The sequence below is a fragment of the Mesorhizobium sp. M0410 genome, assembly GCF_040321435.1.
Classification (GTDB): domain Bacteria; phylum Pseudomonadota; class Alphaproteobacteria; order Rhizobiales; family Rhizobiaceae; genus Mesorhizobium.
Genome location: NZ_JAMYRN010000012.1, coordinates 1 through 25,039, shown reverse-complemented (window position 1 = coordinate 25,039; position 25,039 = coordinate 1). Strand labels below are relative to the sequence as shown.

23 protein-coding genes and 1 pseudogene are annotated in these 25,039 nt (G+C 63.1%); 9 read left to right on the top strand and 15 right to left on the bottom strand.

Annotation, left to right across the window (positions count from 1 at the left end):
* Positions 1–150: 150 nt before the first annotated feature.
* Positions 151–1,644, bottom strand: coding sequence for a MocR-like pyridoxine biosynthesis transcription factor PdxR (gene pdxR / locus NKI63_RS18850; protein WP_352506076.1), 1,494 nt, complete (start codon positions 1,642–1,644; stop codon positions 151–153).
* Positions 1,645–1,898: 254 nt separating this feature from the next.
* Between pdxR and pgi the strand changes: the two genes are divergently transcribed.
* The gene (gene pgi, locus NKI63_RS18845) at positions 1,899–3,542 is read left to right on the top strand and encodes a glucose-6-phosphate isomerase (protein WP_352822801.1); all 1,644 of its coding nucleotides are present in this window, start codon (positions 1,899–1,901) and stop codon (positions 3,540–3,542) included.
* Between the two features lie 5 nt (positions 3,543–3,547).
* Complete coding sequence (locus NKI63_RS18840) at positions 3,548–4,270, top strand: HAD family hydrolase (protein ID WP_352506078.1); 723 nt, start codon at positions 3,548–3,550, stop codon at positions 4,268–4,270.
* Here NKI63_RS18840 and NKI63_RS18835 read toward each other — a convergent pair.
* Together NKI63_RS18835 and NKI63_RS18830 are read right to left on the bottom strand one after the other, a co-directional pair.
* Positions 4,254–4,988, bottom strand: coding sequence for a class I SAM-dependent methyltransferase (locus tag NKI63_RS18835; protein ID WP_352822798.1), 735 nt, complete (start codon positions 4,986–4,988; stop codon positions 4,254–4,256). The genes NKI63_RS18840 and NKI63_RS18835 overlap by 17 nt on opposite strands.
* Positions 4,989–4,995: 7 nt before the next feature.
* Positions 4,996–6,627, bottom strand: coding sequence for a long-chain-fatty-acid--CoA ligase (locus tag NKI63_RS18830; protein ID WP_352822795.1), 1,632 nt, complete (start codon positions 6,625–6,627; stop codon positions 4,996–4,998).
* 16 nt (positions 6,628–6,643) lie between these two features.
* Here NKI63_RS18830 and NKI63_RS18825 point away from each other — a divergent pair, with 16 nt between their 5' ends.
* The 6 genes from NKI63_RS18825 (at position 6,644) to NKI63_RS18800 (ending at position 12,721) form a co-directional block, all read left to right on the top strand.
* Positions 6,644–7,342, top strand: coding sequence for a hypothetical protein (locus NKI63_RS18825; RefSeq protein ID WP_352822792.1), 699 nt, complete (start codon positions 6,644–6,646; stop codon positions 7,340–7,342).
* Positions 7,343–7,436: 94 nt separating this feature from the next.
* A complete protein-coding gene (locus NKI63_RS18820) occupies positions 7,437–9,029 on the top strand; it encodes an ABC transporter substrate-binding protein (protein ID WP_254816244.1) in 1,593 nt (530 codons plus the stop codon).
* 58 nt (positions 9,030–9,087) lie between these two features.
* Positions 9,088–10,095: an ABC transporter permease subunit gene (locus NKI63_RS18815; RefSeq protein ID WP_254816243.1), complete on the top strand. Its 1,008-nt coding sequence runs from the start codon at positions 9,088–9,090 to the stop codon at positions 10,093–10,095.
* 1 nt (position 10,096) lies between these two features.
* Positions 10,097–11,014 carry an ABC transporter permease subunit gene (locus NKI63_RS18810; protein WP_023676823.1) on the top strand — a complete coding sequence of 306 codons (918 nt, stop codon included), beginning with the start codon at positions 10,097–10,099 and terminating at the stop codon, positions 11,012–11,014.
* 4 nt (positions 11,015–11,018) lie between these two features.
* Positions 11,019–11,894 carry an ABC transporter ATP-binding protein gene (locus NKI63_RS18805; protein ID WP_352822789.1) on the top strand — a complete coding sequence of 292 codons (876 nt, stop codon included), beginning with the start codon at positions 11,019–11,021 and terminating at the stop codon, positions 11,892–11,894.
* Positions 11,891–12,721 (top strand): dipeptide ABC transporter ATP-binding protein, encoded by an 831-nt coding sequence (locus NKI63_RS18800; protein ID WP_352506083.1) that lies wholly within the window; start codon positions 11,891–11,893, stop codon positions 12,719–12,721. Before NKI63_RS18805 ends, NKI63_RS18800 begins: the two co-directional genes overlap by 4 nt.
* A 22-nt stretch (positions 12,722–12,743) precedes the next feature.
* Here the strand turns inward: NKI63_RS18800 and NKI63_RS18795 are convergent, their stop codons facing one another.
* Positions 12,744–13,664 (bottom strand): LysR family transcriptional regulator, encoded by a 921-nt coding sequence (locus NKI63_RS18795; RefSeq protein ID WP_352506084.1) that lies wholly within the window; start codon positions 13,662–13,664, stop codon positions 12,744–12,746.
* 93 nt (positions 13,665–13,757) lie between these two features.
* On the opposite strand from NKI63_RS18795, the gene NKI63_RS18790 reads away from it, so the two are divergent.
* Positions 13,758–14,630, top strand: coding sequence for an NAD(P)H-dependent oxidoreductase (locus NKI63_RS18790; protein ID WP_352506085.1), 873 nt, complete (start codon positions 13,758–13,760; stop codon positions 14,628–14,630).
* On the opposite strand, the gene NKI63_RS18785 is transcribed toward NKI63_RS18790, so the two are convergent.
* The 11 genes and pseudogenes from NKI63_RS18785 to NKI63_RS18735 form a co-directional block, all read right to left on the bottom strand.
* Positions 14,561–15,853, bottom strand: coding sequence for a cysteine desulfurase-like protein (locus NKI63_RS18785; protein ID WP_352506086.1), 1,293 nt, complete (start codon positions 15,851–15,853; stop codon positions 14,561–14,563). The two genes, NKI63_RS18790 and NKI63_RS18785, sit on opposite strands and share 70 nt — an antisense overlap.
* A 71-nt stretch (positions 15,854–15,924) precedes the next feature.
* Positions 15,925–16,599, bottom strand: coding sequence for an amino acid ABC transporter permease (locus NKI63_RS18780; protein ID WP_292656040.1), 675 nt, complete (start codon positions 16,597–16,599; stop codon positions 15,925–15,927).
* 108 nt (positions 16,600–16,707) lie between these two features.
* A complete protein-coding gene (locus tag NKI63_RS18775; protein ID WP_352506087.1) occupies positions 16,708–17,499 on the bottom strand; it encodes an ABC transporter substrate-binding protein in 792 nt (263 codons plus the stop codon).
* 176 nt (positions 17,500–17,675) lie between these two features.
* Positions 17,676–18,071 carry a RidA family protein gene (locus NKI63_RS18770; RefSeq protein ID WP_352506088.1) on the bottom strand — a complete coding sequence of 132 codons (396 nt, stop codon included), beginning with the start codon at positions 18,069–18,071 and terminating at the stop codon, positions 17,676–17,678.
* A 73-nt stretch (positions 18,072–18,144) separates the two neighbouring features.
* On the bottom strand, positions 18,145–19,293 hold the full coding sequence (locus tag NKI63_RS18765) for an acyl-CoA dehydrogenase family protein (RefSeq protein WP_352822782.1): 1,149 nt from the start codon (positions 19,291–19,293) through the stop codon (positions 18,145–18,147).
* Between the two features lie 237 nt (positions 19,294–19,530).
* On the bottom strand, positions 19,531–20,343 hold the full coding sequence (locus NKI63_RS18760; protein ID WP_352506090.1) for an enoyl-CoA hydratase family protein: 813 nt from the start codon (positions 20,341–20,343) through the stop codon (positions 19,531–19,533).
* On the bottom strand, positions 20,340–20,810 hold the full coding sequence (locus NKI63_RS18755) for a MarR family winged helix-turn-helix transcriptional regulator (RefSeq protein ID WP_254816232.1): 471 nt from the start codon (positions 20,808–20,810) through the stop codon (positions 20,340–20,342). The genes NKI63_RS18760 and NKI63_RS18755 overlap by 4 nt, the downstream gene beginning before the upstream one ends.
* A complete protein-coding gene (locus NKI63_RS18750; protein WP_352506091.1) occupies positions 20,804–21,577 on the bottom strand; it encodes an SDR family NAD(P)-dependent oxidoreductase in 774 nt (257 codons plus the stop codon). Before NKI63_RS18750 ends, NKI63_RS18755 begins: the two co-directional genes overlap by 7 nt.
* Entirely contained in the window at positions 21,574–23,868 is a 2,295-nt protein-coding gene (locus NKI63_RS18745; RefSeq protein WP_352506092.1) for a bifunctional salicylyl-CoA 5-hydroxylase/oxidoreductase, read from the bottom strand. Before NKI63_RS18745 ends, NKI63_RS18750 begins: the two co-directional genes overlap by 4 nt.
* 143 nt (positions 23,869–24,011) lie before the next feature.
* The gene (locus NKI63_RS18740; protein WP_352822778.1) at positions 24,012–24,611 is read right to left on the bottom strand and encodes a VOC family protein; all 600 of its coding nucleotides are present in this window, start codon (positions 24,609–24,611) and stop codon (positions 24,012–24,014) included.
* Between the two features lie 80 nt (positions 24,612–24,691).
* A pseudogene (locus NKI63_RS18735) lies at positions 24,692–25,039 on the bottom strand (ABC transporter ATP-binding protein); the annotation flags it as partial.

The window sequence follows — 25,039 nt, the reverse complement described above, 5'->3', positions numbered from 1 at the left end:
GGTCCACCATCTGCCTGCTTCGTCCCCTATACTCCGACTATGCCGCCGGCATTGGCACAGCCTATGTGCCAGCCGATCCCGTCGCATATGCCAAGGTGCTAAAGAACCGGAGCCGCGCCACATGCGCCGGCTCCGGTCGGGGAAGGGTGATCAAGCCGCTGCCGGCCTGCGTCCAGCTGCCGTCGCCAGTTCGCGGATGCCGGGTTCGATGTGCTGCAGCGCGATCGATGAAATGCCCAAGCGCATGAAACGCGAAGGCTTTTCGGTGCGGTCGAAGAAGCGGTCGCCGGGCTCGATGATGACGCTGCGCGAGGCCGCGGCCTCCGCCAGTCCGCGCGAATCGGTGCCGCGCGGCCCCTCGAGCCAGAGCGACGTACCGCCGGCCGAATCGGTCGAGCGCCACTCAGGCAGGAAGGCGGAAATCGCATGGACCAGACGCTTGCGCCGCTCGTCGAAGGCGCTCGACAGCCGTCGCACCAGCGCCTCGTGATGGCCGAGCGACAGGAAGAGCGCCACGGCACGCTGGTTGTTGGCCGGCGGATGGCGCAGCATGAAGCGGCGTAGCGCCCGAAGCTCGGAGATCAGCCCGGCCGAGGCGACGATGTAGCCGAGCCTGAGGCCGGGAGCCAGCGTCTTCGACATCGAGCCGACGTAGACGACGCGGCCGGACCGATCGAGGCTCTTCAGCGCCTGCTGCGGCGCCTCGTCCAGGAGCTGGCTGTCATAGCCGTCCTCGATGATGATCTGGTTGTGCCGGTTGGCGCGCGCCAGAAGATCCTGCCGCCGCTCCGCCGACAGCGGCACCATGGTCGGGCAATGGTGGCTGGGCGTGACGAAGACGAAGCCGGAATCAGTGGGAATAGCAGAGGTTACGATGCCGGAGTGGTCGACTGGAACCGGCTGAATATCGGCGCCGGCCAGCCGGAAGATCGAGCGTGCATCGGGATAGCCGGGGTCTTCCATCGCCACCTTGGAGCCCTTGGTCATCAACAGCGTGGCCAGCATGTAAAGCGCGTTCTGCGCGCCCAGCGTCACGATGATCTCGTCCGGATTGGCGAAGATGCCGCGCCGCGGCAGCAGCCGGGCCTGGATCTGCTCGATCAGGAGCGGATCGTCGCGGTCGACCATGTCGGATGCCCAGTTGCGGATTTCGAGCACCGCCAGCGCCATGCGGTTGCACTCGCGCCATTCGGCGGTCGGGAACAGCGCCGGGTCGAACTGGCCGTAGACGAAGGGGTAGGACGACTTGATCCAGTTGTCGTGCTTGGCCGGCGGTGGCATGTCGCTCGCTGCGATCTGCCGGCGCGCCTTCCAGTCGATCTCGTTGGCCTGGTCGGGCGCCTTCTGGTGCGGCTTGGCCGGCGTCGCCAGCACCTCGGGATTGACAAAATGGCCGCGGCGCTCGCGCGCCACCAGAAAGCCCTGGTCGACCAGCTGCTGGAACGCCAGCACCACGGTGCCGCGCGCTACGCCGAGTTTTTCCGCAAGAATCCGGCAGGACGGAAGCGGCATCGAAGCCGCGATCTGCCGGTCGAGGATGGCGGCGACGATCGCCTGGCGGATCTGCGCCTGCAGGGTCTGACCGGAGTCCGCCGAAATCCGGAACAGGCCGGACCATATGGCCGTGTCGTTTCGCTGTGGCATGGGAGATGTTCCTCGATGGCCAGCTTTTTTCACTTGGCTGGACCAGTCGAATGTACCGGTGGCACAAGGTGTTGCACCAATCAATTTTTCTGATCGCTGGGATTTATGCCAGTGATCCTTTGCGCCGGCCCGCGCTGCGCTGCGGCATCGCTGCGCATTGAAACAGATGGAATTCGACCCGATAGTTTGCCGCGACGACACGCGCCGGAAACATCCGGCCTGATAAGATGCACCTCAAGAACCGGAGCGAGGCAGTGGATCAACCGTCCTTTCAAAAGCAGCTCGGCGCGTTGCGCGATCATCGTGCGGCCAAATCGGGCTCGATGCGCGAGGCTTTCGCCGCCGATCCGCAGCGCTTCGAGAAATTCTCCGCCAGCGACGGCGACGTGCTGCTCGACTGGTCGAAATGTGCGGTCGATGCGCGGACGATGGAGTTGCTGGAGAAGCTGGCCGAGGCCGCCGACCTCGAAGGCCGGCGCGACGCGATGTTTGCCGGCAAGAAGATCAATGTCACCGAAGGCCGCGCCGTGCTGCACACGGCACTACGCAACCTGACCGGCAAGGGCATCGTGCTCGACGGCCAGGACGTGAAGGCGGAAGTCCTTGCCGTACTCGACGCGATGGGTGCCTTCGCCGACGCGGTGCGTTCCGGCAAGGCGGCCGGCGCGACCGGCAAGAAGATCACCGACATCGTCAACATCGGCATCGGCGGCTCCGATCTCGGCCCTGCCATGGCGACGCTGGCGTTGGCGCCCTATCATGACGGGCCGCGCGCGCATTACGTATCCAATATCGACGGTGCGCATATCCACGACACGCTGAAGGGACTTTCCGCCGAAACCACCCTGTTCATCATCGCCTCCAAGACCTTCACCACGGTCGAGACTATGACCAATGCCGAGACCGCGCGCGGATGGGTCGAGAAGGCGCTCGGCAAGGAAGCGGTCGGCAAGCACTTCGCCGCCGTCTCGACGGCGCTCGACCTGGTCGCCAAGTTCGGCATCGCGCCCGATCGCGTCTTCGGCTTCTGGGACTGGGTCGGCGGCCGCTATTCCGTCTGGGGTGCGATCGGCCTGCCGGTGATGATCGCCATCGGCCCGAAGGATTTTCGCGCCTTTCTCGAAGGCGCCCATGAAATGGACGAGCACTTCCGCACCGCGCCGCTGGCGAGGAACCTGCCGGCGCTGATGGGGCTGATCGGCTGGTGGCACCGCGTGATCTGCAAATACCCCGCTCGCGCCGTCATCCCTTACGATCAGCGTCTGTCCAGGCTCCCGGCCTATCTGCAGCAGCTCGACATGGAATCGAACGGCAAGAGCGTCACCCTGGACGGCGGCGCTGTGACGACGCCGACCGGCCCGCTGGTCTGGGGTGAGCCCGGCACCAATGGCCAGCACGCCTTCTTCCAGCTTCTGCATCAGGGCACCGATTTCATTCCAGTCGAATTCCTCGCCGCTGCCGTAGGCCACGAGCCGGAACTGAAGCATCACCACGACCTTCTGCTTGCCAATTGCCTGGCGCAGTCGGAAGCCTTCATGAAGGGCCGCACGCTGGAGGAAGCCCGCGCACAGATGCTGGCGAAAGGCATGAAGCCGGCTGATGTCGACAGGATTGCTCCGCACCGCGTCTTCTCCGGCGACCGCCCCTCGGTGACGATCCTCTACAGAAAGCTCGACCCCCACACGTTCGGACGGCTGATTGCGCTCTACGAGCACCGCGTCTTCGTCGAAGGCACGCTGTTCAACATCAACTCCTTCGACCAATGGGGCGTCGAACTCGGCAAGGAACTGGCGACCGGGCTGCTGCCCGTCGTTGAAGGCAAGGAGAACGCCGCAAAGCGGGACGCCTCGACTGCCGGACTGGTGGAATACATCCACCGCTTGCGCGGCCTGGAGTGAAAAGCTTGGCGGACATCAAGGGAATATTGTTCGACAAGGACGGCACGCTCGTAGATTTCAACGCGACATGGCTGGGCATCGCCGACTTCATGGCGATGGATGCGGCCGAAGGCGATCGCTGGAAAGCAGACAGGCTGCTTGCGGCGGCGGGCTTCGACTTCGCCAGCAAGCGCTTCAAGCCGGATTCGATTTTTGCCTCGGGGACCAACATGGACGTCGTCGAGCTGTGGTTTCCACGGCTGTCCGACGAGGACCAGATGCTTGCCGTCGCCCGCTTCAACGCCATCACTTCGGCGCAGGGATCGGCAATGGCAGTGGCGCTACCGGGCGTGGTCGAGACGCTTGGCCTGCTTCACAGAAAATCCTACCGGCTTGGCGTCGCCACCAACGATTCGACCAGCGGCGCGGAAAAGACCTTGGTCACTCTGGGCGTCGCGCAGCTTTTCGACGCCGCCTATGGTTACGATGCGGTGGCCAATCCAAAACCGGCGCCGGATACGATCCTTGCCTTCTCGGATCTGACAGGGCTCAGGCCGGCGACGATCGCAATGGTCGGCGACAATCGCCACGATCTGGAGATGGCGCGGGCCGGCGGCTGTGGCCTGGCGATCGGCGTGCTGTCCGGCACCGGCACACGGGAATCGCTGTCGCAGATCGCCGACGTCATCCTCGATTCAGTTGCCGATCTGCCCGATTTTCTTGCGGCCCGAGTCAGCGAGACGGTCTAGACTCGCAGCTAAACTGTCCGAACGAGAACACGCCACTCGGTTTCATCGCCGCATTCCTGCCTTCGCCGACATCCGGCACCTCGTATTCGGCCAGCAGGCGAAGCCGCGAGCGGGGCAGATAGGCGCGGCCCGGATCGCCGACCAGCACCTCGATGCCGGCAGCGAGGCAGCGGTCGAGGAAGGGAACGACCCGGCCGGCAAGATCATGGGCGTAAAACAGGTCGCCGACCACCACGACATCCACCGGTGGCGGCGGACCGCTGGTTATGTCCCCGCCGATCGTCGCAATCACAACGCCGTTCGCCATCGCATTGAGGCCGATCGCGGCAACGCCGTTGCGGTCGATCTCGGCCGCGATCACCGCGCTTGCGCCGGCTTTTGCCGCTGCGATGCCGACGAGGCCCGAGCCGGCGCCGAGGTCGAGCACGCGACGGCCGGTCACGGTCTCCGGCCGGTCGAAAATATAGCGGGCGAGCACCGCGCCGCCGGCCCAGACATAGGCCCAATACGGTGGCTCCGGTTCAGGTCCGTCTTCTTCGGTAGCGTGTTGGTTCCACTCGACAAGCCGCCTGAGCCCGCTTCCCGGATGGGCGGTGTAAAGCCGAATTTCGGGAATCGCAGGTACTGCCGCGATCCGCATGTTCGCCCGGATGAACTCTGCCGGATCTGGGCGCGAGCCTATACCCACCGCATTGGCGCCGGCGATGCAATCGCTCAAGCTGCGCCTAGCCCCGCAACGCCCGTCGCAGGATCTTGCCGACCGGTGTCTTGGGCAGCTCGGTGCGGAACTCGATATGCCTGGGGCGTTTGTAGCCGGTCAGGTTCTCTTTGCAATAAGCCGCCAGCGCTTCGGCGGTCAGCCCAGGGTCCTTCTTGACGACGAACAGCTTCGGCACTTCACCCGAATGCTCGTCCGGCACGCCGATCGCCGCCACTTCGAGTACGCCCGGATGCTGCGCCACCACTTCCTCGAGTTCGTTCGGATAGACGTTGAAGCCGGAAACCAGGATCATGTCCTTCTTGCGGTCGACGATCTTGGTGTAGCCAAGCTCGTCCATGAAGCCCATGTCGCCCGACTTGAAGAAGCCGTCCTCAGTCATCACCTTGGCGGTCTCGTCCGGCCGGTTCCAGTAGCCGGCCATCACTTGCGGTCCGCGGATGCAGATTTCGCCGACTTCGCCGAGCGGCAAATTGTTGCCGTCGTCGTCGCGGATGGCGATCTCGGTCGAGGGCAGCGGCAGGCCGATCGTGCCGGTGTAAACGCCGTCGCTGAATTTGTTGATGGTTGTCCCCGGTGAGGTTTCGGTAAGCCCGTAGGCCTCGCTGATCGGGCAGCCGGTCAGCGCCTTCCAGCGTTCGGCGATGGCCCTCTGCACCGGCATGCCGCCACCCAGCGTCAGGATCAGCGGCTTGAAATCGAGCTTGCGAAAATCCTCATTGTTGAGCAGCGCATTGAACAGCGTGTTGAGGCCCGGAAAGATGTGGATCGGGTATTTCTGCAGCTCTTTGACGAAGCCGGGAATGTCGCGCGGATTGGGGATGAGGACATTCTGTGCGCCTTGCTGCATGCCTACCAGCACGTTCGCCGTCAGCGCAAAAATGTGATAGAGCGGCAGCGCGCAGAGGAAGTTCAGATGCGCCGGCTTAGGCTTGACGGTAAAGGCGTCTTCAGCCCACAGCGCGTTCTGCGCGACGTTCGCCAAAATGTTGCTGTGCAAAAGCATCGCGCCCTTGGAGATGCCGGTCGTGCCGCCTGTGTATTGCAGGAAGGCGATGTCGTCGGCCGCGACCTTTGCGGGCCTGAAGGCCATGCCGGCGCCTGCCTTCAGCGCGGCGCTGAATTTGACATGGCCGGGCAGCGACCATGCCGGGACCATCTTTTTGACGCGGCGTACAACGAAGTTGACGATCGTTCCCTTGAGCCCGCCTAGCATGTCGCCCATCGAGGCGACCACGATATGCTTGACTGCGGTCCTGGCGATCACCGCCTGCAGGGTGCAGGCGAAATTTTCGAGGATGACAATGGCTTGAGCGCCGGAATCCTTGAGCTGGTGCTCCAGCTCGCGCGGCGTGTAGAGCGGATTGATATTGACCACGACATAGCCGGCGCGAAGCACTGCCATGATCGCCACCGGATATTGCAGCACATTCGGCATCATCAGTGCGACGCGCGCGCCCTTCTGCAGCCCCGTTGATTGCAGATAGGCGCCGAAGGCGGCCGACTGTCGCTCGAGGTCGGCATAGGTGATCGATTTGCCCATGCAGACGAAGGCCGGCCGATTCGCAAATTGCTTGCACACGGTGACGAGAAAGTCGCCGATCGAGCTGGAGGGCAGAGCGCCGATCTCGGCCGGCACGATCTTTGGATAACTCTTGAGCCACGGTTTTTCCGGCAGGCCGGCGGCCAGCGACGTGATCGCCTTTGGTAATCTCTTGGCCGGACCTGCCGACGGTCGGGGCGCTGTCGGCACTGCCTTCGCCGCCGGCTTGCCGGCAGACTTTGCAGCAGGCGCCGTCTTGCGGGTTGCCGGTTTAGCAGCCGTTCCAGCCGTGGTCTTCGCCGCCGGCTTCGCGCTTGCCTTCGCGGTAGCCGCCGGCTTGGCGTCGGCCGCTTTTGACTTGACTGCTTTCGATGTTGCCTCGGCCTTTGCTTTCGCCGCGCTGGTTGTCTTTGCCGGTTTTGCCACCTGTCGCTCCCTCAATCGTTCTTATTGTTTCGGCATGCTTGCGCGCCACCACCGCCCTGATCAACAAAGATATCCCAACGCTTGCCGCAATGCCCGAAACCCGGGAAAATTCGGCACGCTGCCCATCTATCTATGTATTGCCACAAGCGGCGGCCATGCAAGCCTTCGCCACCAGGAGTGCGGTAAGACTTGCCGTCAAACCTCTAGGCCGCGACCGGTTTTCGGACGCGGGTCTCTTGAACCGAAAGGCTCGATTCCCACAATTGGCGGCATCGCCGATCAACAAAAAATTGAAGTCGCTAATAATGTCGTGATCTGCGGATTCGGCTCGTTTTTTCCACAATTTGCCGCGTGCCGGAATTTTTTTCTGCTTCCCGTGGGTTAGGCAAACAAGCAGTTCCAAAGCTAGAAAAACGGTGCTTATATGCGGCCTTCGCGAGCCTGATAGAGGGGCTTGGAAGAACATCAGGGAGTGCTCAATGAAAAAGAAACTGACTTTTGCAGCCGCGTTGCTGGCTGCAAGCGTCCTCGGCGGCATGGCCAACGCAAAACAACTGGTCTATTGCTCGGAGGCTTCGCCGGCCGGCTTCGACCCGTCGCCATGGAGCGGCGGCAACGACTTCGACGCCTCGTCGCGCACCATCTATTCGCGCCTGGTCGAGTTCGAGCATGGCAAGACCACCATCTCCCCCGGCCTGGCAGAGAGCTGGACGGTTTCCGACGACGGTCTCGAATACACCTTCAAGCTTCGCCCTGGTGTGAAATTCCAGACGACCGATTATTTCACGCCGACGCGCGACCTCAACGCCGACGACGTGATCTTTTCCTTCGAACGCCAGTGGAAGAAAGAAAGCCCGTGGTACAGCTATCTGGAAGGCACCGGCTGGGAATATTTCACCGGCATGGGCTTCCCCGATCTCCTGAAGGAAATCGTCAAGGTCGACGACCTGACGGTGAAATTCGTGCTGAACAAGCCTGAAGTCGCGTTCCTGCCGGACCTCGGCATGGATTTCGCCTCGATCGTTTCCAAAGAGTATGCCGACCAGCTCGACAAGGCCGGCACCAGGCAGCAGTTCACCCAGAAGCCGGTCGGCACCGGTCCGTTCCAGTTCGTCGACTACCAGGTCGACGCGGTCATCCGCTACGCGGCATGGGACGGCTACTATGGCGGCCGCCAGAAGATCGACGATCTGATCTTCGCCATCACGCCCGATCCCGCCGTGCGCGCGCAGAAGCTGAAGGCGGGCGAATGCGATATCATGTCGTACCCGGCGCCAGCCGACATTGCCGGACTGCAGGCCGACACGAACCTCAAGGTCGATGAGCAGGAAGGCCTGAATATCGGCTACATGGCCTATAACACAACGCAGCCGCCCTTCGATAAGGTCGAGGTCCGCAAGGCCCTCAACATGGCGGTGAACAAGAAGGCAATCATCGACGCGGTCTATCAGGGTGCCGGCACGCCGGCCATCAACCCGATCCCGCCGACCATGTGGTCCTATAACAAGGACATCAAGGACGATCCCTACGATCCGGAGGCGGCCAAGAAGATGCTGGCCGACGCCGGCGTCAAGGATCTGTCGATGAAGATCTGGGCTATGCCGGTCAGCCGCCCCTACAACCCGAACGCCCAGCGCGTCGCCGAGTTGATCCAGGCCGACTATGCCGCCGTCGGCGTCAAGGCGGAGATCGTCAGCTACGAATGGACCGAGTATCGCCAGCGCGGCAAAGCCAAGGATCGCGACGGCGCCTTCCAACTGGGCTGGACCGGGGACAATGGCGATCCGGACAACTTCTTTTTCCTGCTCGGTTGCGATGCCATCGGCCAGTCCAATTATGCGATCTGGTGCAATCAGGAATTCGAAGCCCTGCTGAAAAAAGGCAAGGCAACGACGGACGTCGCCGAGCGCACCAAGATCTACGAGGAAGCTCAGGTGGTGTTCAAGCGTGAGGCTCCGTGGCTGACCATCGCCCACTCCAAGGTCTTCATGCCGATGAACAAGAAGGTGTCGGGCTTCGTTATGGACCCGCTCGGCATTCATCGGTTTGACGGCGTCGACGTCACCGAATAAGTCCTGAGAAATTGAACGGCGGCGCTGGACTTCCCGCGCCGCCGTTCTATGAAGCAAGATGCTCCGTTATCTCCTCCACAAGCTCGCTTTGATCATCCCGACCGTGTTCGGCATATCGCTGGCGGCGTTCGCTTTCGTCCGGCTTCTGCCCGGCGATCCCATCCTGGCCCTGGCCGGCGAGCGCGGCGTCAGCCCCGAACGCTACGCCCAGCTCATCGAGCAGTTTGGCTACAACCGGCCCTATGTCATCCAGTACCTGGAATATATCGGCAGGGTCCTCACCGGCGATTTCGGCATATCCATTGCCACCAAGCGGCCAGTGCTCGGCGAATTCCAGGCGCTGTTTCCGGCCACGCTGGAACTGGCGACGGTGGCGTTGATCATCGCCATCCTGCTTGGCATCCCTGCCGGCATTTTCGCTGCGGTCAAGCGGGGCTCCTGGTTCGACCAGGCGACGATGGGTGTCGCGCTGACCGGCTATTCGATGCCGATCTTCTGGTGGGGGCTGCTGCTCATTATCTTCTTCTCCGGCTATCTCGGCTGGACGCCGGTTTCCGGCCGCATCGGCCTGCAGTATTTCTTCAGGCCGACGACCGGGTTCATGCTCATCGACAGCTTGATCTCCGGCAGGAGCGGCGCTTTCAAATCCGCCGTCAGCCATCTGATCCTGCCATCGATCGTGCTGGCGACGATCCCGCTCGCCGTCATAGCGCGCCAGACGCGCTCGGCGATGCTCGAGGTGCTGGGCGAGGACTATGTCCGCACCGCGCGTGCCAAGGGCCTGGCGCCGCGCCGTGTCATCGGGCTGCATGCTTTTCGCAACGCGCTGATCCCAGTGGTCACCACCATTGGACTGCAGGTCGGCACGTTGATGGCAGGCGCCATTCTGACCGAAACCATTTTTTCCTGGCCAGGCATCGGCAAATGGATGATCGACGCCATCGGCAAGCGCGACTATGTCGTCGTGCAGAGCGGATTGCTGATCATCGCGCTGATCGTCATGGCGGTGAACCTGATCGTCGACGTGCTCTACGCGGTCATCAATCCGCGCATCCGGGTGCAGTGAGATGACCGACGAATCCGCCGCCGAAGCCACCGCTGCCTCCATCCCGACAGGCGGCAGGCAAAGGGCGTTTGCCGAGTTCTGGCATTACTTCTCGATGAACACCGGGGCCGTCATCGGTCTTGTCGTGTTTTCGGCGCTGGTGCTGGTGGCGATCTTTGCGCCGTTCGTCGCCCCGCATTCGCCCGACGAGCAGTTTCGCGATGCACTGCTGGCGCCTCCTGCCTGGCAGGAAGGCGGCAAATCGATGTTCCTGCTCGGCACCGATGCCGTCGGCCGCGACATGCTTTCGCGGTTAATCTTCGGGGCGCGTTTTTCGCTGTTCATCGGCCTGGTGGTCGTCGTCTTCTCGCTCACCAGCGGCATCGTGCTTGGCGTGCTCGCCGGCTATTTCCGCGGCTGGGTCGACACGCTGATCATGCGCATCATGGATATCATCCTGGCCTTCCCGTCCCTACTTCTGGCGCTGGTGTTGGTGGCGATCCTCGGCCCGGGCCTGTTCAATGCCATGCTGGCGATCGCACTGGTGCTGCAGCCGCATTTCGCACGTCTCACCCGCGCCGCCGTGATGGCCGAAAAGAACCGCGAGTATGTGATCTCCGCCAAGGTGGCCGGCGCCGGTCATCTTCGCTTGATGGTGAGGACGATCTTGCCGAACTGCCTGGCACCGCTGATCGTGCAGGCCACGCTGTCCTTCTCCAACGCTATTCTCGAGGCTGCGGCGCTCGGCTTCCTCGGTGTCGGTGCGCAGCCGCCGACGCCGGAATGGGGGACGATGCTCGCTTCGGCGCGCGAATTCATCCTGCGCGCGCCTTGGGTGGTGACCTTCCCCGGCCTTGCCATCCTGATCACTGTGCTTGCAATCAATCTGATCGGCGACGGCCTGCGCGATGCCTTCGACCCCAAGCTGAAGAGGTCATGATCCAATGCCTCTTCTCGAGATCACGAACCTGACCGTTTCCTTCGACACCGCCGCCGGACCATTCATGGCGGTACAAGGCATCGACCTGTCGGTCGAACCGCGCGAGGTGCTGGCGATCGTCGGCGAATCCGGTTCCGGAAAATCGGTGGCGATGCTGGCGGTGATGGGGCTCTTGCCCAACACGGCGACGGTGAGGGCCGACCGCATGGCCTTCGACGGCATCGACCTGCTCAAGCTCGGCCCATCCGAGCGGCGCAAGATCGTCGGCAAGGACATTTCGATGATCTTCCAGGAACCGGTCGCAAGCCTCAACCCATGCTTCACCGTCGGCTTCCAGATCGAGGAGGTGCTGCGCTTTCATATGGGCATGGACCGTGCTCAGCGCCGGGCGCGCGCCATTGAACTGATGAAGCTCGTCGGCATCGCCGACCCCGAGGAACGGCTGGGCTCGTTCCCGCATCAGATGTCGGGCGGCCAGTGCCAGCGCGTCATGATTGCCATCGCCATCGCCTGCAATCCGAAGCTTTTGATAGCCGACGAGCCAACCACGGCACTCGACGTCACCATCCAGAAGCAGATCCTCGATCTGCTGGTCGGCCTGCAGGCCAAATACGGCATGGGCCTGATCATGATCACCCACAATATGGGGGTGGTTGCCGAGACCGCCGACCGTGTCATCGTCCAGTACAAGGGCCGCAAGATGGAAGAGGCCGACGTGCTGTCGCTGTTCGAATCCCCCAAGAGCAATTACACCCGCGCGCTCCTGTCGGCGCTGCCGGAAAACGCCGTCGGCGACCGGTTGCCGACTGTTTCCGACATGCTGTTCGAGCCGGCCCCCTCTGTAGTCGCAGCCCGATCCGCAGGAGGAACCGCCTCATGAGCGTGACGGTAGTCGAAGGCAAGAACATCGTGCGCGACTATCATGTCGGCGGCGGGCTTTTCCGCCCCTCCCGTACGGTTCATGCGGTTAAGGGTGTTTCGTTCAGCGTCGACAAGGGCAAGACGCTGGCCATCGTCGGCGAGAGCGGCTGCGGCAAGTCAACACTCGCCCGCATCATCACCCTGATCGACCCGGCGACCTCCGGCGAGCTTTTCATCGATGGCAAGAACGTCGACATCGCGAGGGATGGTCTGTCGAAGGAAATGCGCCGCAAGGTGCAGATCGTCTTCCAGAACCCCTATGGTTCGCTCAATCCACGCCAGAAGATCGGCGACGTGCTTGGCGAGCCGCTGCTCATCAACACCGACAGCACGGCCGACGAACGGCGCGATCTCGCCATGAAGATGCTGAAGAAGGTCGGTCTTGGCCCCGAGCACTATAATCGCTACCCGCATATGTTTTCGGGCGGCCAGCGCCAGCGGATCGCCATTGCCCGCGCGCTGATGCTCAACCCCAGCCTTCTGGTGCTGGACGAGCCCGTCTCGGCACTTGATCTTTCGGTGCAGGCGCAGGTGCTGAACCTGCTCGCCGACCTGCAGGATGAGTTTCAGCTGACCTATGTTTTCATCAGCCACGACCTGTCGGTGGTACGCTATATCGCCGACGACGTGATGGTGATGTATTTCGGCGAGGCGGTCGAATACGGCTCGCGCGACGAGGTCTTCGCCGACCCCAAGCACAGCTACACCAGGACGCTGTTCGCGGCGACGCCGCGTGCCGACGTCGCCAGCATCAAGGCAAGGTTGGCGAAAAAGAAGGCCGCCTGATCCGGCGAGGTTTGCCGGCCGGCTACGGCTTCTCGATCCCCGGAATGCTGGAGATCTGCTCGACGAGAAAGTCGACCAGCAGCCGCACCCGGGCAATGCCGGCGCGTTCCGGGACGATCAGCATGCTCAGCGGGACGGGGGGCGGAAAACAGCCCGGCAGGACCACTTCCAGCCGGCCGGCCGTCAGGAGATCGTCGACAAGCCAATGGTGGGCGGGTGCGATGCCGCGTCCGGCGACAAGGGCTTCGCGCGCGGCAAGCCCATGGTCGACTCGAAATCGACCGCCAAAGGGCACCGCAAAGGTCTCGCCGCCTGGCCCCTGCAAGGTGAGTGTGTCGCTTCCCGCGATGTTCGACATCCGGATGCCTTCATGGCCAGGCAGACCCTGCGGGACAGCCGGTCTGCCCCGCGCCGCCAGATAGGCCGGCGCCGCCACCAGCAGACGCCGGGATTGCCCGAGCGCCCGCAGTTTCATCGAGCTGTCGGTGAGCGGACCCAGGCGAAGCGCAATGTCGACGCCCTCCCGCACAAGGTCGATGCGCTCGTCGGTGAGGCTAAGATCGATGCCGATATCGGGATAGCGGTCCTGAAAGGCGAAGATCAACCGGCTGACGTGCAAGACCCCGAGCGCCGCCGTGCAGGATATCCGGATCGTGCCGGCCGACGCGCCGCGCGTGCCCCGCGCCTCATCGCCGGCCTGCTCAACGAGGCGCAGGATCTGGACGCTGTCGGCATAGTAACGGCTGCCTTCATCGGTCATCGTCACACGCCGGGTGGTCCTGCTGAGCAAGGGCACGCCGACGGCCTCCTCGAGTTCTCGCAAATGCCGTGTGACCGTCGACTGCCCAACTCCGAGCTCGCGCGCCACCGCCGAGAGGCTGCCGCGCTCGGCGACGCGAACGAAGGTGCGCATGCGCTCGAGAGTGACGTCCGATCTATCCATTATTCGGCATAATCTTATACATTTCCTACATATAGTGGATCCGCCCGCGGCTGGCTATCTTTGGTGTCTATCGTCCTTCTTCGGAGTAGACCCATGAAAGTCCTGCTTGTTTTTGCTCATCCTGAGCCGCGTTCGCTCAACGGCGCGCTGCGTGACGTCGCCATCAGGGAACTCCAGGCCCAGGGCCACGAGGTGCGGGTGTCCGACCTCTATGCCGATGGCTGGAAATCCGAGGTGGACCGTGCCGACTTTCCGTCGTGGCCGCCGGAAGCACGTTTCCTGCCGGCCGGCGCCTCCAAAAAAGCTTTTGCGAGCGGCACTCTGACCGATGACGTCAAAGCCGAGATCGACAAGCTGCTATGGGCCGACACCCTGATCCTCCAGTTCCCGCTGTGGTGGTACGCCATGCCGGCGATCCTCAAGGGCTGGGTCGATCGCGTGTACGCCTACGGCTTCGCCTATGGCGTTGGCGAGCACAGCGACAAGCGGTGGGGTGACCGCTTTGGTGAGGGAACGCTCGCCGGCAAGCGCGCAATGCTGATCGTGACCACCGGCGGCTGGGAGGAGCATTATTCTGCCCGCGGCGTCAACGGCCCGATCGACGACGTGCTGTTCCCGATCAATCACGGAATTCTCTATTATCCGGGCTACGACGTGCTTCCGCCGTTCGTGGTTTACAGGGTGGACCGTTTTGGGGAAGCCGATTTCGAGCCTGTCGCGGAGCGGCTGCGCGAGAGGATGCGGACGCTCGAGACAATCCGGCCCATTCCTTATCGGCAGCAGAATGGCGGCGATTACCTGATCCCAAGCATGCAGTTGCGCCCCGGCCTGGAGAGCCCGGGTGCAACCGCTTTCGCGCTCCACCAGAACGGCGCAAGCGCAGCCGGACAGCCCGATCAGGACAGCCGGGCGATGACGGTACGCAGCGCCTCGCCGAAACGCCGAACTTCCTCAATCGTATTGTAATGCACCAGCGAGGCGCGGACGGCGCCGCTGTCCATGCTTAAGTTGAGCCGCTTCATCAGGCGCGGCGCATACATATGGCCGTCGCGAATGCCGATCTGCATCTCGGCCATTTCCTCGACGATCCTCTGCGGCGACAGCGTGCCGATGTTGAAACAGAAAGTCGGCACGCGCTCGCTGAGGCGTGCTTCGTCGGCGACACCATAGATCGTCGCGCCGCAACCCTTGAGCACCGCCAGCATTTCGCGCGCCAGCACCTGCTCGTAATCGCGGATGGCATTCATGCCGGCGACGATGTTGTCGCGACGCGACCGGTTATTCTCGGACAAGAAATTGCGGCCGATCGACTCGAGATAGCGCACCGCGGCATCCATGCCGGAGACGTTCTCGTAAATGAAGGTACCGGCCTCGATCTTGTAAGGCGGCTCGTCGGGGATGAAATCCTCGCGGAAGGTCGGCAAGCGCTTCAGTGTTTCGAAGCGGCCCCACAGGAAGCCCATATGCGGCGAGAAATTCTTGTAGCCGGAGCAGACCAGATAATCGCAATCCCAGGCCTGCACATCGATCAACCCGTGCGGGCCGTAATGCACGCAGTCTAGGAACACTTCGGCGCCTGCCGCATGCGCAATCCTAGCCACGGAAGCAACGTCGACAATCGAGCCGATCGAATGCGCCGTCACCGTGCAGGCGACGAGCCGGGTGCGCTCTGAGACCAGCGGGCGCAAATCGTCGACATGCAGATTGCCGTCCTCGCGCATCCGCCACCATTTGAACTTGGCGCCGGCGGGCGCCAGCGCCAGCCACGTCGCGATATTAGCGTCGTGATCCATGTCGGTGATGACGATCTCGTCACGCTCCCCGTTTGGGCGCTCGGAAAGCATCTGGCCGATGCCGAGGCTGACCAGGCGGATGAACGAAGTGGCGTTCATGCCGAAGCAGATCTCCGCCGGGTTGGTAGCGTTGATCAGCAAGGCCACGCTTTCGCGCGCGCCGGCCACTGCTTGATCGACGGTGACGCTGCGGCCATAGCGGCCGCCGCGCTGCACATTATGCGCGACCAAATGGTTGGTGACCGCATCGAGCACGCTTTGCGGGATCTGCGCGCCGGCGGCATTGTCCATGAAGACGAAGTCTCCGGCTTGCTGCAAGGCGGGAAACATGGCGCGGATCGTCTCGACCGGGAAAGCTGCGGCATCGCCGGTTTTCGAAATCTGATGCTGGTTCAAGCTCGTCTCCTGCGAAGTGCCTAACGGAAGTTGATATTCGGGGAATTGGCGGACGGAAATCGTTGGCGACCTCAGCGGGTCTTTTCGGTCTGGAAGCGGCGTTCCAGGAGGCTGACGAGTCGGACCATCGGCCAGAGAAAGATCAGATAGACCAGCGCCGCGCCGATCAGCGGTGAGGGATTGGCATAGAGCGATTGCGCGTTGGTCGCTTCCTTCAGCAGTTCAGGCAATGCTACCGTGGAGGCGAGCGAGGTGTCCTTGAACATCGACACGCAATTGCTGGTCATTGGCGGAATGACGACGCGGATCGCCTGCGGCAGCACTACCTTGCGCAAGGTCAGCAAGAACGGCAGGCCGAGCGCCTGCGCCGCCTCGAACTGGCCGCGCGGAATGCTCTCTATGCCGGAGCGGAACACCTCGGCCGAATAGGCCGCCATGATGATGGCGAAGGCCATCACCGCGGAAGTCCACGATGACAGGCGAATGCCGAGGAACGGCAGCGCATAGTAGATCAGGATCAGCACCACCAGCACCGGCATCGCCCGGAAAATGTCGATGTAGCCGACAGCCAGCAGCCGAAGCGGCTTTGGCGCATAGAGCCGCACTAGGCTGATCGCGAGGCCGACGGGAATACCGATGCCGATGCTCATGATTCCAAGCAGCAGGGTGTTCAGGAAACCGCGCAGCAGCGCCGGCAGGCTGGAGACCATGACGTCGGCGTTGAAGAAGGTGTCCAGCAGCGACATCGCAGCATTCCCGAAACGTTTGGCGTCCCGCGACGCTCGAGCCCGAGCCCGAAATCCGAAATCGTGCCGGCACGAAAGCCGGCACGACATTTAAGCGCGAACTGCCGCTCAGGCCTTCGGCATAGGCATGTCCTTGACGGTCGAGGAATCGGCCGGTGCGTCGCTGCCGAACCACTTCTTGTGGATCGCGGCCAGCGTGCCGTCCTTCTTCATCGCGGTCAGCGCGTCGTTCAGCTTGCCGAGCAGCGGGTGGTCCTTGGTCATCATCAGACCGTACTGCTCGCCGGTCTTGATGCGCTCTTTTACGGCGAGATCCTTCATCCTGGTGAAAGAATATTCCAGGCCCGGAATATCGCTGACCGCCGCATCGACGCGGCCGGAGCTGAGGTCGAGCAGCAAATTCTGCTGCGTGTCGTAGCCTTTGACGTCACTGAACCCGTCCGCTTCCTGGTGGGCCTTGACCCAGGCTTCGCCGGTCGAGCCGGACAGCACGCCGACGATCTTGCCCTTGAGGTCGGCCTCGGCTTTGATTGGGCTGTCGGCCTTCGCGGCGATGCCCATGTCGGAATCATAGTAGGGCTGCGTGAACGACTGCGACTTCAGCCGCTCCGGCGTGATGGTGATCGACGAGATGGCGACGTCGATGCGCTTCGAGGTGGTGGCGGCGAACAGCGCCTGGAAACCGAGGTCGGCGATATCAGTGGTCATGCCGATACGCTTTGCCGCCTCATTGATGATGTCGACTTCGAAACCCTCGAACGTGCCGCTCTCGTTCTTGTATTCAAAAGGCGGATTGGTCGGATAGGCGCCGACATTCAGCGTGCCTTCGGCATAGGCCGGGCCGCCGGCGATGCCGATGGCGGCAGCAAGAAGCAGCAGGTTGCGACGGGTGAAGTTCATTTTCGTTCCCTCTGGTTGTGATCGGACGGGTTGGCCCCGCACGGCTTTGATACGCCAAGTGACCGGACTGCCGGAAAGCCCTCCCGGCACGGCAGTCGTAAGATCGGATGCTATCCAAAGTACCGCGCTTTTCAAGGCGAAAGTTTTAAGCTTAAAAAATTTGCCGCGTGTTGCCGTCACTCCGGAATAACCGCCGTGGCCTGGATCTCAACCTTGGCGCGGTCCTCGACAAGCGCCATCACCTGGATAGCGGCCATCGCCGGAAAATGCCGGCCGATCACCTCGCGATAGGCCTCGCCGATCCCCTTGAGATTGGCCAGATATTCCGCCTTGTCGGTAAAGTACCAGGTCATCGAGGTGATATGCTCAGGCGTGGCGCCGGCCTCGGCGAGCACGGCGACAATATTGGCCAGCGTCTGCCGCACCTGGCCGACAAGATCATCCGTCTCGAAGCGGCCCTGTCCGTTCCAGCCGACCTGCCCGCCGACGAAGACAAGCTGTCCACGCGCGGCGACGCCATTGGCGTAGCCGACGGGTTTCGCCCAGCCTTCCGGCTGCAGGATGGTGTGCATGTCAAAACCTCCCAATGCTCAAATCCGGTCGCTTAAAACTCAAAGACAATCAATTCTTCCACACAACTCCGTCTCAGGCCGCCCCCATCACCTGCCGTGCAATCACCACCTTCTGCACGTCGGACGCTCCCTCGTAGATGCGCAGTGCCCGGATCTCGCGATACAGTCTTTCGACGATATGGCCCTTGCGGACGCCGTCGCCGCCATGCAGCTGTACAGCCTTGTCGATCACCTCCTGCGCTTTGTCGGTAGCGAACAGCTTGGCCATGGCGGCTTCGCGGGTAACCCGGGCCGCGCCCATGTCCTTGGTCCAGGCGGCGCGGTAGACCAGCAAGGCGGCGGCATCGACATCCAGCGCCATGTCGGCGATATGGCCCTGCACCATCTGCAGCTCGGCCATCGGTGCACCGAACAGCTTGCGCTCGGCCACTCTTGTGATGCTTTCGTCCAGCGCGCGCCGGGCAAGGCCGAGCGCCGCTGCGCCGACGGTCGAACGGAACACGTCGAGCACGGACATGGCGATGCGAAAACCGTCACCGGGTTTGCCGATCAGCGCCGAGGCTGGAATGCGTGCATTGTCGAAGGACAGCCGGGCGAGCGGGTGCGGCGCGATCACCTCCAGCCGCTCGGCAACGATCAGCCCCTCGGTGTCGGAAGGCACGACAAAGGCGGAAAGCCCCTTGGCGCCGGGCGCTTCGCCGGTGCGGGCAAAGACAGCATAAAAGTCAGCGATACCGCCGTTGGAGATCCAGCTCTTTTCGCCGGATAGGAGATAGCTGTCGCCGTCACGCATGGACGTCATTTCCATATTGGCGACGTCCGAGCCCGAGCGCGGCTCCGACAGCGCGAAAGCCGAAATCGCCTTGCCGGCCCGTGTCTTCGCCAGCCAGCTCTGCTGGTCGGGCGAGCCGAACAGGCTGAGCGCGCCAGTGCCGAGCCCTTGCATGGCGAAGGCGAAATCGGCCAGCCCATCATGCCGGGCCAGCGTCTCGCGCGTGAGGCAGAGCGTGCGCACGTCGAGCGGCGAGGGGTTTTCGGTGTCGAGCGCCGTCGGCTTCAGCCAGCCGTCCCGGCCGAGCTTGGCCACCAGCTCGCGGCAAGCGGCGTCGACATCGTCATGGGCGACCGGCAGGGTCTTGGAGCACCATGCGTCCAGCCGCTCGGCCAGTTCACGATGGCGGTCCTCGAAGAACGGCCAGTTGAGGAAAGAGCGGTCAGGCATTTCTGCCTCCGCTATGCTTCGGGCCTCGCGCTCTACGGCGCCCCCCTCTGGCCTGCCGGCCGTCTCCCCCTCTAGGGGGGAGATTGGCAGCTCCGGCGTCCGCCCGCATCTTGCGGCGGTTGCGATTGGCTAAGGTGGGAACCAAAGTCGATCTCCCCCCTTGAGGGGGAGATGTCCGGCAGGACAGAGGGGGGCGCTGTCCCGCGAACCTGTCGGTCTTTATCGAAGAAAACATCCTCAATTCCCCTCGAACACCGGCTTTTCCTTGGCGACGAAAGCCTCGTACGCCCGTTCGAAATCGCGTGTCTGCATGCAGATCGCCTGCGCCTGCGCTTCCGATTCGATAGCCTGGTCAAGCCCCATCGACCATTCCTGATTCAGCTGCGTCTTGGTCATGCCGTGGGCGAAGGTCGGGCCGGAAACGACGCGCGCGGCCATGTCGAGCGCGTCGGCCTCAAGCGTTGCGGTATCGACCAGCCGGTTGTAGAAGCCCCAGCGCTCGCCTTCCTCGGCACTCATCGTGCGGCCGGTATAGAGCAGCTCGGCGGCGCGGCCCTGGCCAATGATGCGCGGCAGGATCGCGCAGGCCCCCATGTCGCAGCCGGCAAGGCCGACGCGGGTGAACAGGAATGCTGTCTTGGCCTGGGGCGTGGCGATGCGAATATCGGAGGCCATGGCGATAATCGCGCCGGCGCCGACCGCCACGCCATCGACCGCCGCAATAATCGGCTTGCCGCAATTCAGCATCGCCTTGACGAAATCGCCGGTCATGCGGGTGAAGGCGAGCAGCGCCTTCATGTCCATCTTGACCAGTGGGCCGATGATTTCGTGGACATCGCCGCCCGAGCAGAAATTGCCGCCATTGGGCAGGAACACCACAGCATCGACATCATCGGCGTAGACAAGGTCGCGAAATATGTCGCGCAATTCGGCATAGCCGTCGAAGGTCAGCGGGTTCTTGCGCTCCGGTCGATCGAGCCGGATCTTTGCGATCTTGCCTTCGACCTGCCAGAGGAAATGCTTCGGCTTGCGGCCGGCCAGCTTCGTCATTCCCGTCCCTCCCAATTGCTGCGGAAGGAGGTCAGCATGCCGGTCAGCCGGCGCGCCTCGTCCTCGCTCACATTGCCCAGCAACTCGCCGACCCATTTTTCATGCGCGGCGGCGATCACGGCGAAAGTCTTCGATCCCTCTTCCGTCAGCCGCACCATCGAAGTGCGGCGGTCGCCATTGCGTCGGGCCCGCATCACCAGCCCTTCCGAGACCAGCCGGTCGATGATGCCGGTGACATTGCCGTTGGACACCAGCAGGAAGCGCGAAAGATCGCTCATCAGCATGCCCTCCGGCGCGCGGTAGAGCGCGGCCATCACGTCGAAGCGTGGCAGCGTTGTGTTGAACTCTTGCCGCAGTCGTTCGCGCAGTTCGGCCTCGATGGTGCGCGAGGCGCGCAGCAGGCGAATCCACAGCCGCAGGCGGTCCTTGCCGGGTCCGGACGGGGCGGGTAGGGGACCGGCTACCATGTCTCACCTCCGGAGATCGAAATCGTCTGCCCGGTAATCGACCGGGCGGCGTCGCCACACAGATAAAGTACCGCGGCCGCAATTTCCTCCGGCTGGATGAAGCGGTCTTGCGGGTTGGTCGCGGCTAGGCTTGTCCGTGCCTGCTCGGACGAGCGGCCGGTCGTTTGGACGATGCGCTGGACGGTGCTCTCCAGCATCTCGGTTTCGACAAACCCTGGGCACACGGCATTCACTGTTATGCCGGACTTGGCGGTCTCGACGGCGAGTGCCCGCATCAGGCCGACGACGCCATGCTTGGCGGCAACGTAAGCTGCGACATAGGGATAGCCTTTCAGTCCGGCGGTGGAAGCGACGAAGATGATACGGCCAGTCTTGCGCACTGCCATGCCGGCCAGCGCCGGCTTCACCGTCAGGAACGCACCGGTCAAGTTGACGTCGAGCGTGCGCTGCCAGTCTGCCAGCGAGGTCCGCTGCGCCGGAGCACTGCCGGACATTCCGGCATTGGCAACGACGATGTCGAACGCTCCGTGTGCCGCTTCCGCGGCCTCGTAGAGTGCCGTCATCGATGCCTCGTCGGTGACGTCGGCGGCAACTGCGAAGATGCGCTTGTTCTCGGCGGCAACCTCGGCAAGCGGCTCCACGCGCCGGCCGCAGATGGTCACGTTAATGCCCGCGCCGGCCAGCGCCAGCGCGATCGCGCGGCCGACGCCGGAGCCGCCGCCGGTGACCAGCGCATGACGTCCCGAAATCATCGCCACGGCACTCATACTTTCAACCCCGCTGCCGCTTCGCGCTCGGCCAGCCGGTAGAGCTGGTCGCGGCCGGGCAGATAGGGATCCGGCCATTTGACGCCGCGGTCGCCAAGCGTGACGGCCGCGTGCAGTGTCCAGTACGGATCGGCAAGATGCGGCCTAGCCAGTGCGACGAGATCGGCGCGGCCCGCCATCAGGATCGAGTTGACGTGGTCCGGCTCATAGATATTGCCGACCGCCATCGTCGCCATGCCGACCTCGTTGCGGATGCGATCGGAAAACGGCGTCTGGAACATGCGGCCATAGACCGGTCTTGCCACGGCCGAAGTCTGGCCGGCCGATACGTCGCAGATGTCTACGCCGGCCTCATGCAGCAGCCGCGCGATCTCTACGGCGTCGGCCGGCGTCACGCCTTCGATACCCAGCCAGTCATTGGCGGATATGCGCATCGAGATCGGCTTCTCGGCCGGCCATGCGGCGCGCACCGCATGAAAGATTTCCAAGGGATAGCGCATGCGGTTTTCCAGCGAGCCGCCATAGGAGTCGGTGCGCCGGTTGGTCAAGGGCGTGATGAAGGAGGACAGGAGATAGCCGTGCGCGGCGTGGATTTCGAGCATGTCGAAGCCGCACCGCGCCGCCATCTCGGCCGAAGCGACAAACTGGTCGCGCACCATATCCATGTCGGCGCGGTCCATCGCCTTCGGCACCTGGTTTTCCGGCGACCACGGCACGGAAGAGGCTGCCATGACCGGCCAATTGCCTGAGGGCAGCGGCACGTCGGTTCCCTGCCAGCCGAGCCTGGTCGACCCTTTGGCACCGGAATGGCCGATCTGGGCGCAGATCTTGGCCTCGGTTTCGGCATGGACGAACTCGACCAGCCGCTTCCAGGCGACCTCATGCTCGGGCGCATAGAAACCGGGGCAGCCAGGCGTGATGCGGCCCTCCGCGCTGACGCAGGTCATCTCGATGTAGAGGAGACCGGCGCCGCCCTTGGCCCGTTCGGCGTAATGGGCGAAATGCCAGTCAGTCGGACAGCCGTCGACCGCTTTGTACTGCGCCATCGGCGAGACGACGACGCGGTTCTGCAGCGCCATGCCGCGCAGCCGGAACGGCGCGAACATCGGCGCGCGACGCAGATTGTTGCCGCCGGCGCCGGCCTGACGCTGGAACCATTCCTCGGCGCCGGCCAGCCATTCGGCATCGCGCAGCCGCAAATTCTCGTGACTGATGCGCTGCGAACGCGTCAAAAGCGAATAGTTGAACTGCACCGGATCGAGGCCGAGATAGCGCTCGACCTCTTCGAACCATTCGAGCGAATTGCGCGCCGCCGACTGCAGCTTCAGCACTTCGGTGCGGCGGGCGTCCTCATATTTGCGGAAGGCTGCTTCGAGGTCCGGTTCGGACTCGACATAGTCGGCCAGCGCCACCGCGCTTTCCAGCGCCAGCTTGGTGCCGGAACCGATCGAGAAATGCGCGCTCGCCGCCGCGTCGCCCATCAGCGCCAGGTTCTTGTAGGACCAGCGTTCGCACAAGACGCGCGGGAAATTGATCCACGCCGAGCCGCGGATATGATTGGCGTTGGTCATCAGCGCGTGGCCGCCGAGATGACGGGCAAAGATGCGCTCGCAGACGGCGATTGATTCCTGCTGCGACATCGCGCCGAAGCCGAAGCGCTGCCAGGTCTGCTCGCTGCATTCTACGATGAAGGTCGCGGTATCGCTGTCGAACTGGTAGGCATGCGCCCACACCCAACCATGCTCGGTTTTCTCGAAGATGAACGTGAAGGCGTCGTCGAATTTCTGGTGGGTGCCGAGCCAAACGAACTTGCATTTACGGATGTCGATATCGGGCTTGAACACGTCGACGAAGGTGCCCCGCGCTTTCGAGTTCAGCCCGTCGGCGGCGACAACCAGGTCGTGCGTCTCCATAAACGGCTTTGGATCGGCGATGTCGGTTTCGAAGACCAGCTTGACGCCGAGCTCGCGCGCCCGCCGTTGCAGCAGGGTGAGCAGCCGCTTGCGGCCGATGCCGCAAAAGCCATGACCGGTCGAGACCGTTCGCACGCGGTCATGGATGACGGCGATGTCGTCCCAATAGGCGAAATGCTTGCGGATCCAGACGGCGCTGACCGGGTCGTTTTTGGTCAGGTTCTCCAGCGTTTCGGCCGACAGCACGACGCCCCAGCCGAACGTATCATCGGCACGGTTACGCTCGAATACCGTGACCTCATGCGCGGCATCCCTGAGCTTCAGCGAGATTGCAAAGTAGAGCCCGGCTGGTCCGCCGCCGAGAACCGCAACTTTCATCGTGCGATCTCCTCTTCGCTTCTGTCTGTCGAGTTTACGCCTGAAGCGGATTAATTCAAGCTTGAAGTTTCAGGATTGAAACAATCCGCCTCAGAAACCAAGCTTGCCGGCAGTCGGCTTGCGCTGGCCAGGGAAGCTCCGGGCTATTTCTCCGGGTTCTTCGGGCTCCACAGCACCGTCTCCGCATCTTTTTCATAGGCCATGCCATTGGGATAGCTGATCGCTTCCAACTGCAAGCCCCAGGGCGCCTGGAAGTAGAGGATAGTCTGGCCGGCGGCCGGGCCTTCGGTAACCGGCAGCGGCCCCATCCGCGTCTTGACGCCCTTGCCGTCAAGATAGGCTTTTGCGGCGGCGATGTCGTCGACATAGAAGGCGATGTGGAAGCCGCCTATGTCGCTGTTGCGAGGCGTCAGGTCCTTCTGGTCCGGCGCGGTGTATTTGAACAGCTCGATGTTCGACCCGTGTCCGCAGCGGACCAGGGTGATCTCCTCGATCACTGCCTTGGGATCGACGTCCAGCAGATCCTGCATGAACGTGCCCTTGTCGTCGGCGAACGGGCCGAACGACATCGCCTTCTTGCAGCCGACCACCTCGGTAAAAAACTCGACGGCCTGCTGCATGTCGGGGACGGTGACGCCGGTGTGGTCGTGGCCACGCATGCCGGGTATCGAATCAGCCGAGGCTGCTCCCATCGAGCCGGCCAGAGCGGCCGCAAGCATCGTGTTTCTGATTGCGTATTTCATTCCAGTTCTCCTCCGTTTCGCGAGCTGACTTGTCGGCGCACGTCCGAGGCCCGCTCTTCGGTGTGCGAGTAGGAATGTGTTCATGCCGGCGCCTTTGCGGCGGGAAGCAGCCAGGCGTCATCGATCTCGGGCAGCGGAATGGCGGCGAGGAGGTCGCGCGTGTAAGCCTGCTGCGGCTTCTCGAACAAAGTATCCGTCGCACTGGCTTCGACGATCGCGCCTTCGCGCATGACGATCACTTGCCGGCAGAGCCGCCGGATCACCGACAGGTCATGGCTGATGAAGGCAACGGTCAGGCCCATCTCGGCGGCGAGTTTTTCCAACAGCGTCAGGATCTGTGCCTGGGTCGACACGTCGAGGCCTGAGACGATTTCGTCGGCTAGCACGAATTTCGGCGACAGCGCCAGCGCGCGGGCAATGCCGCCGCG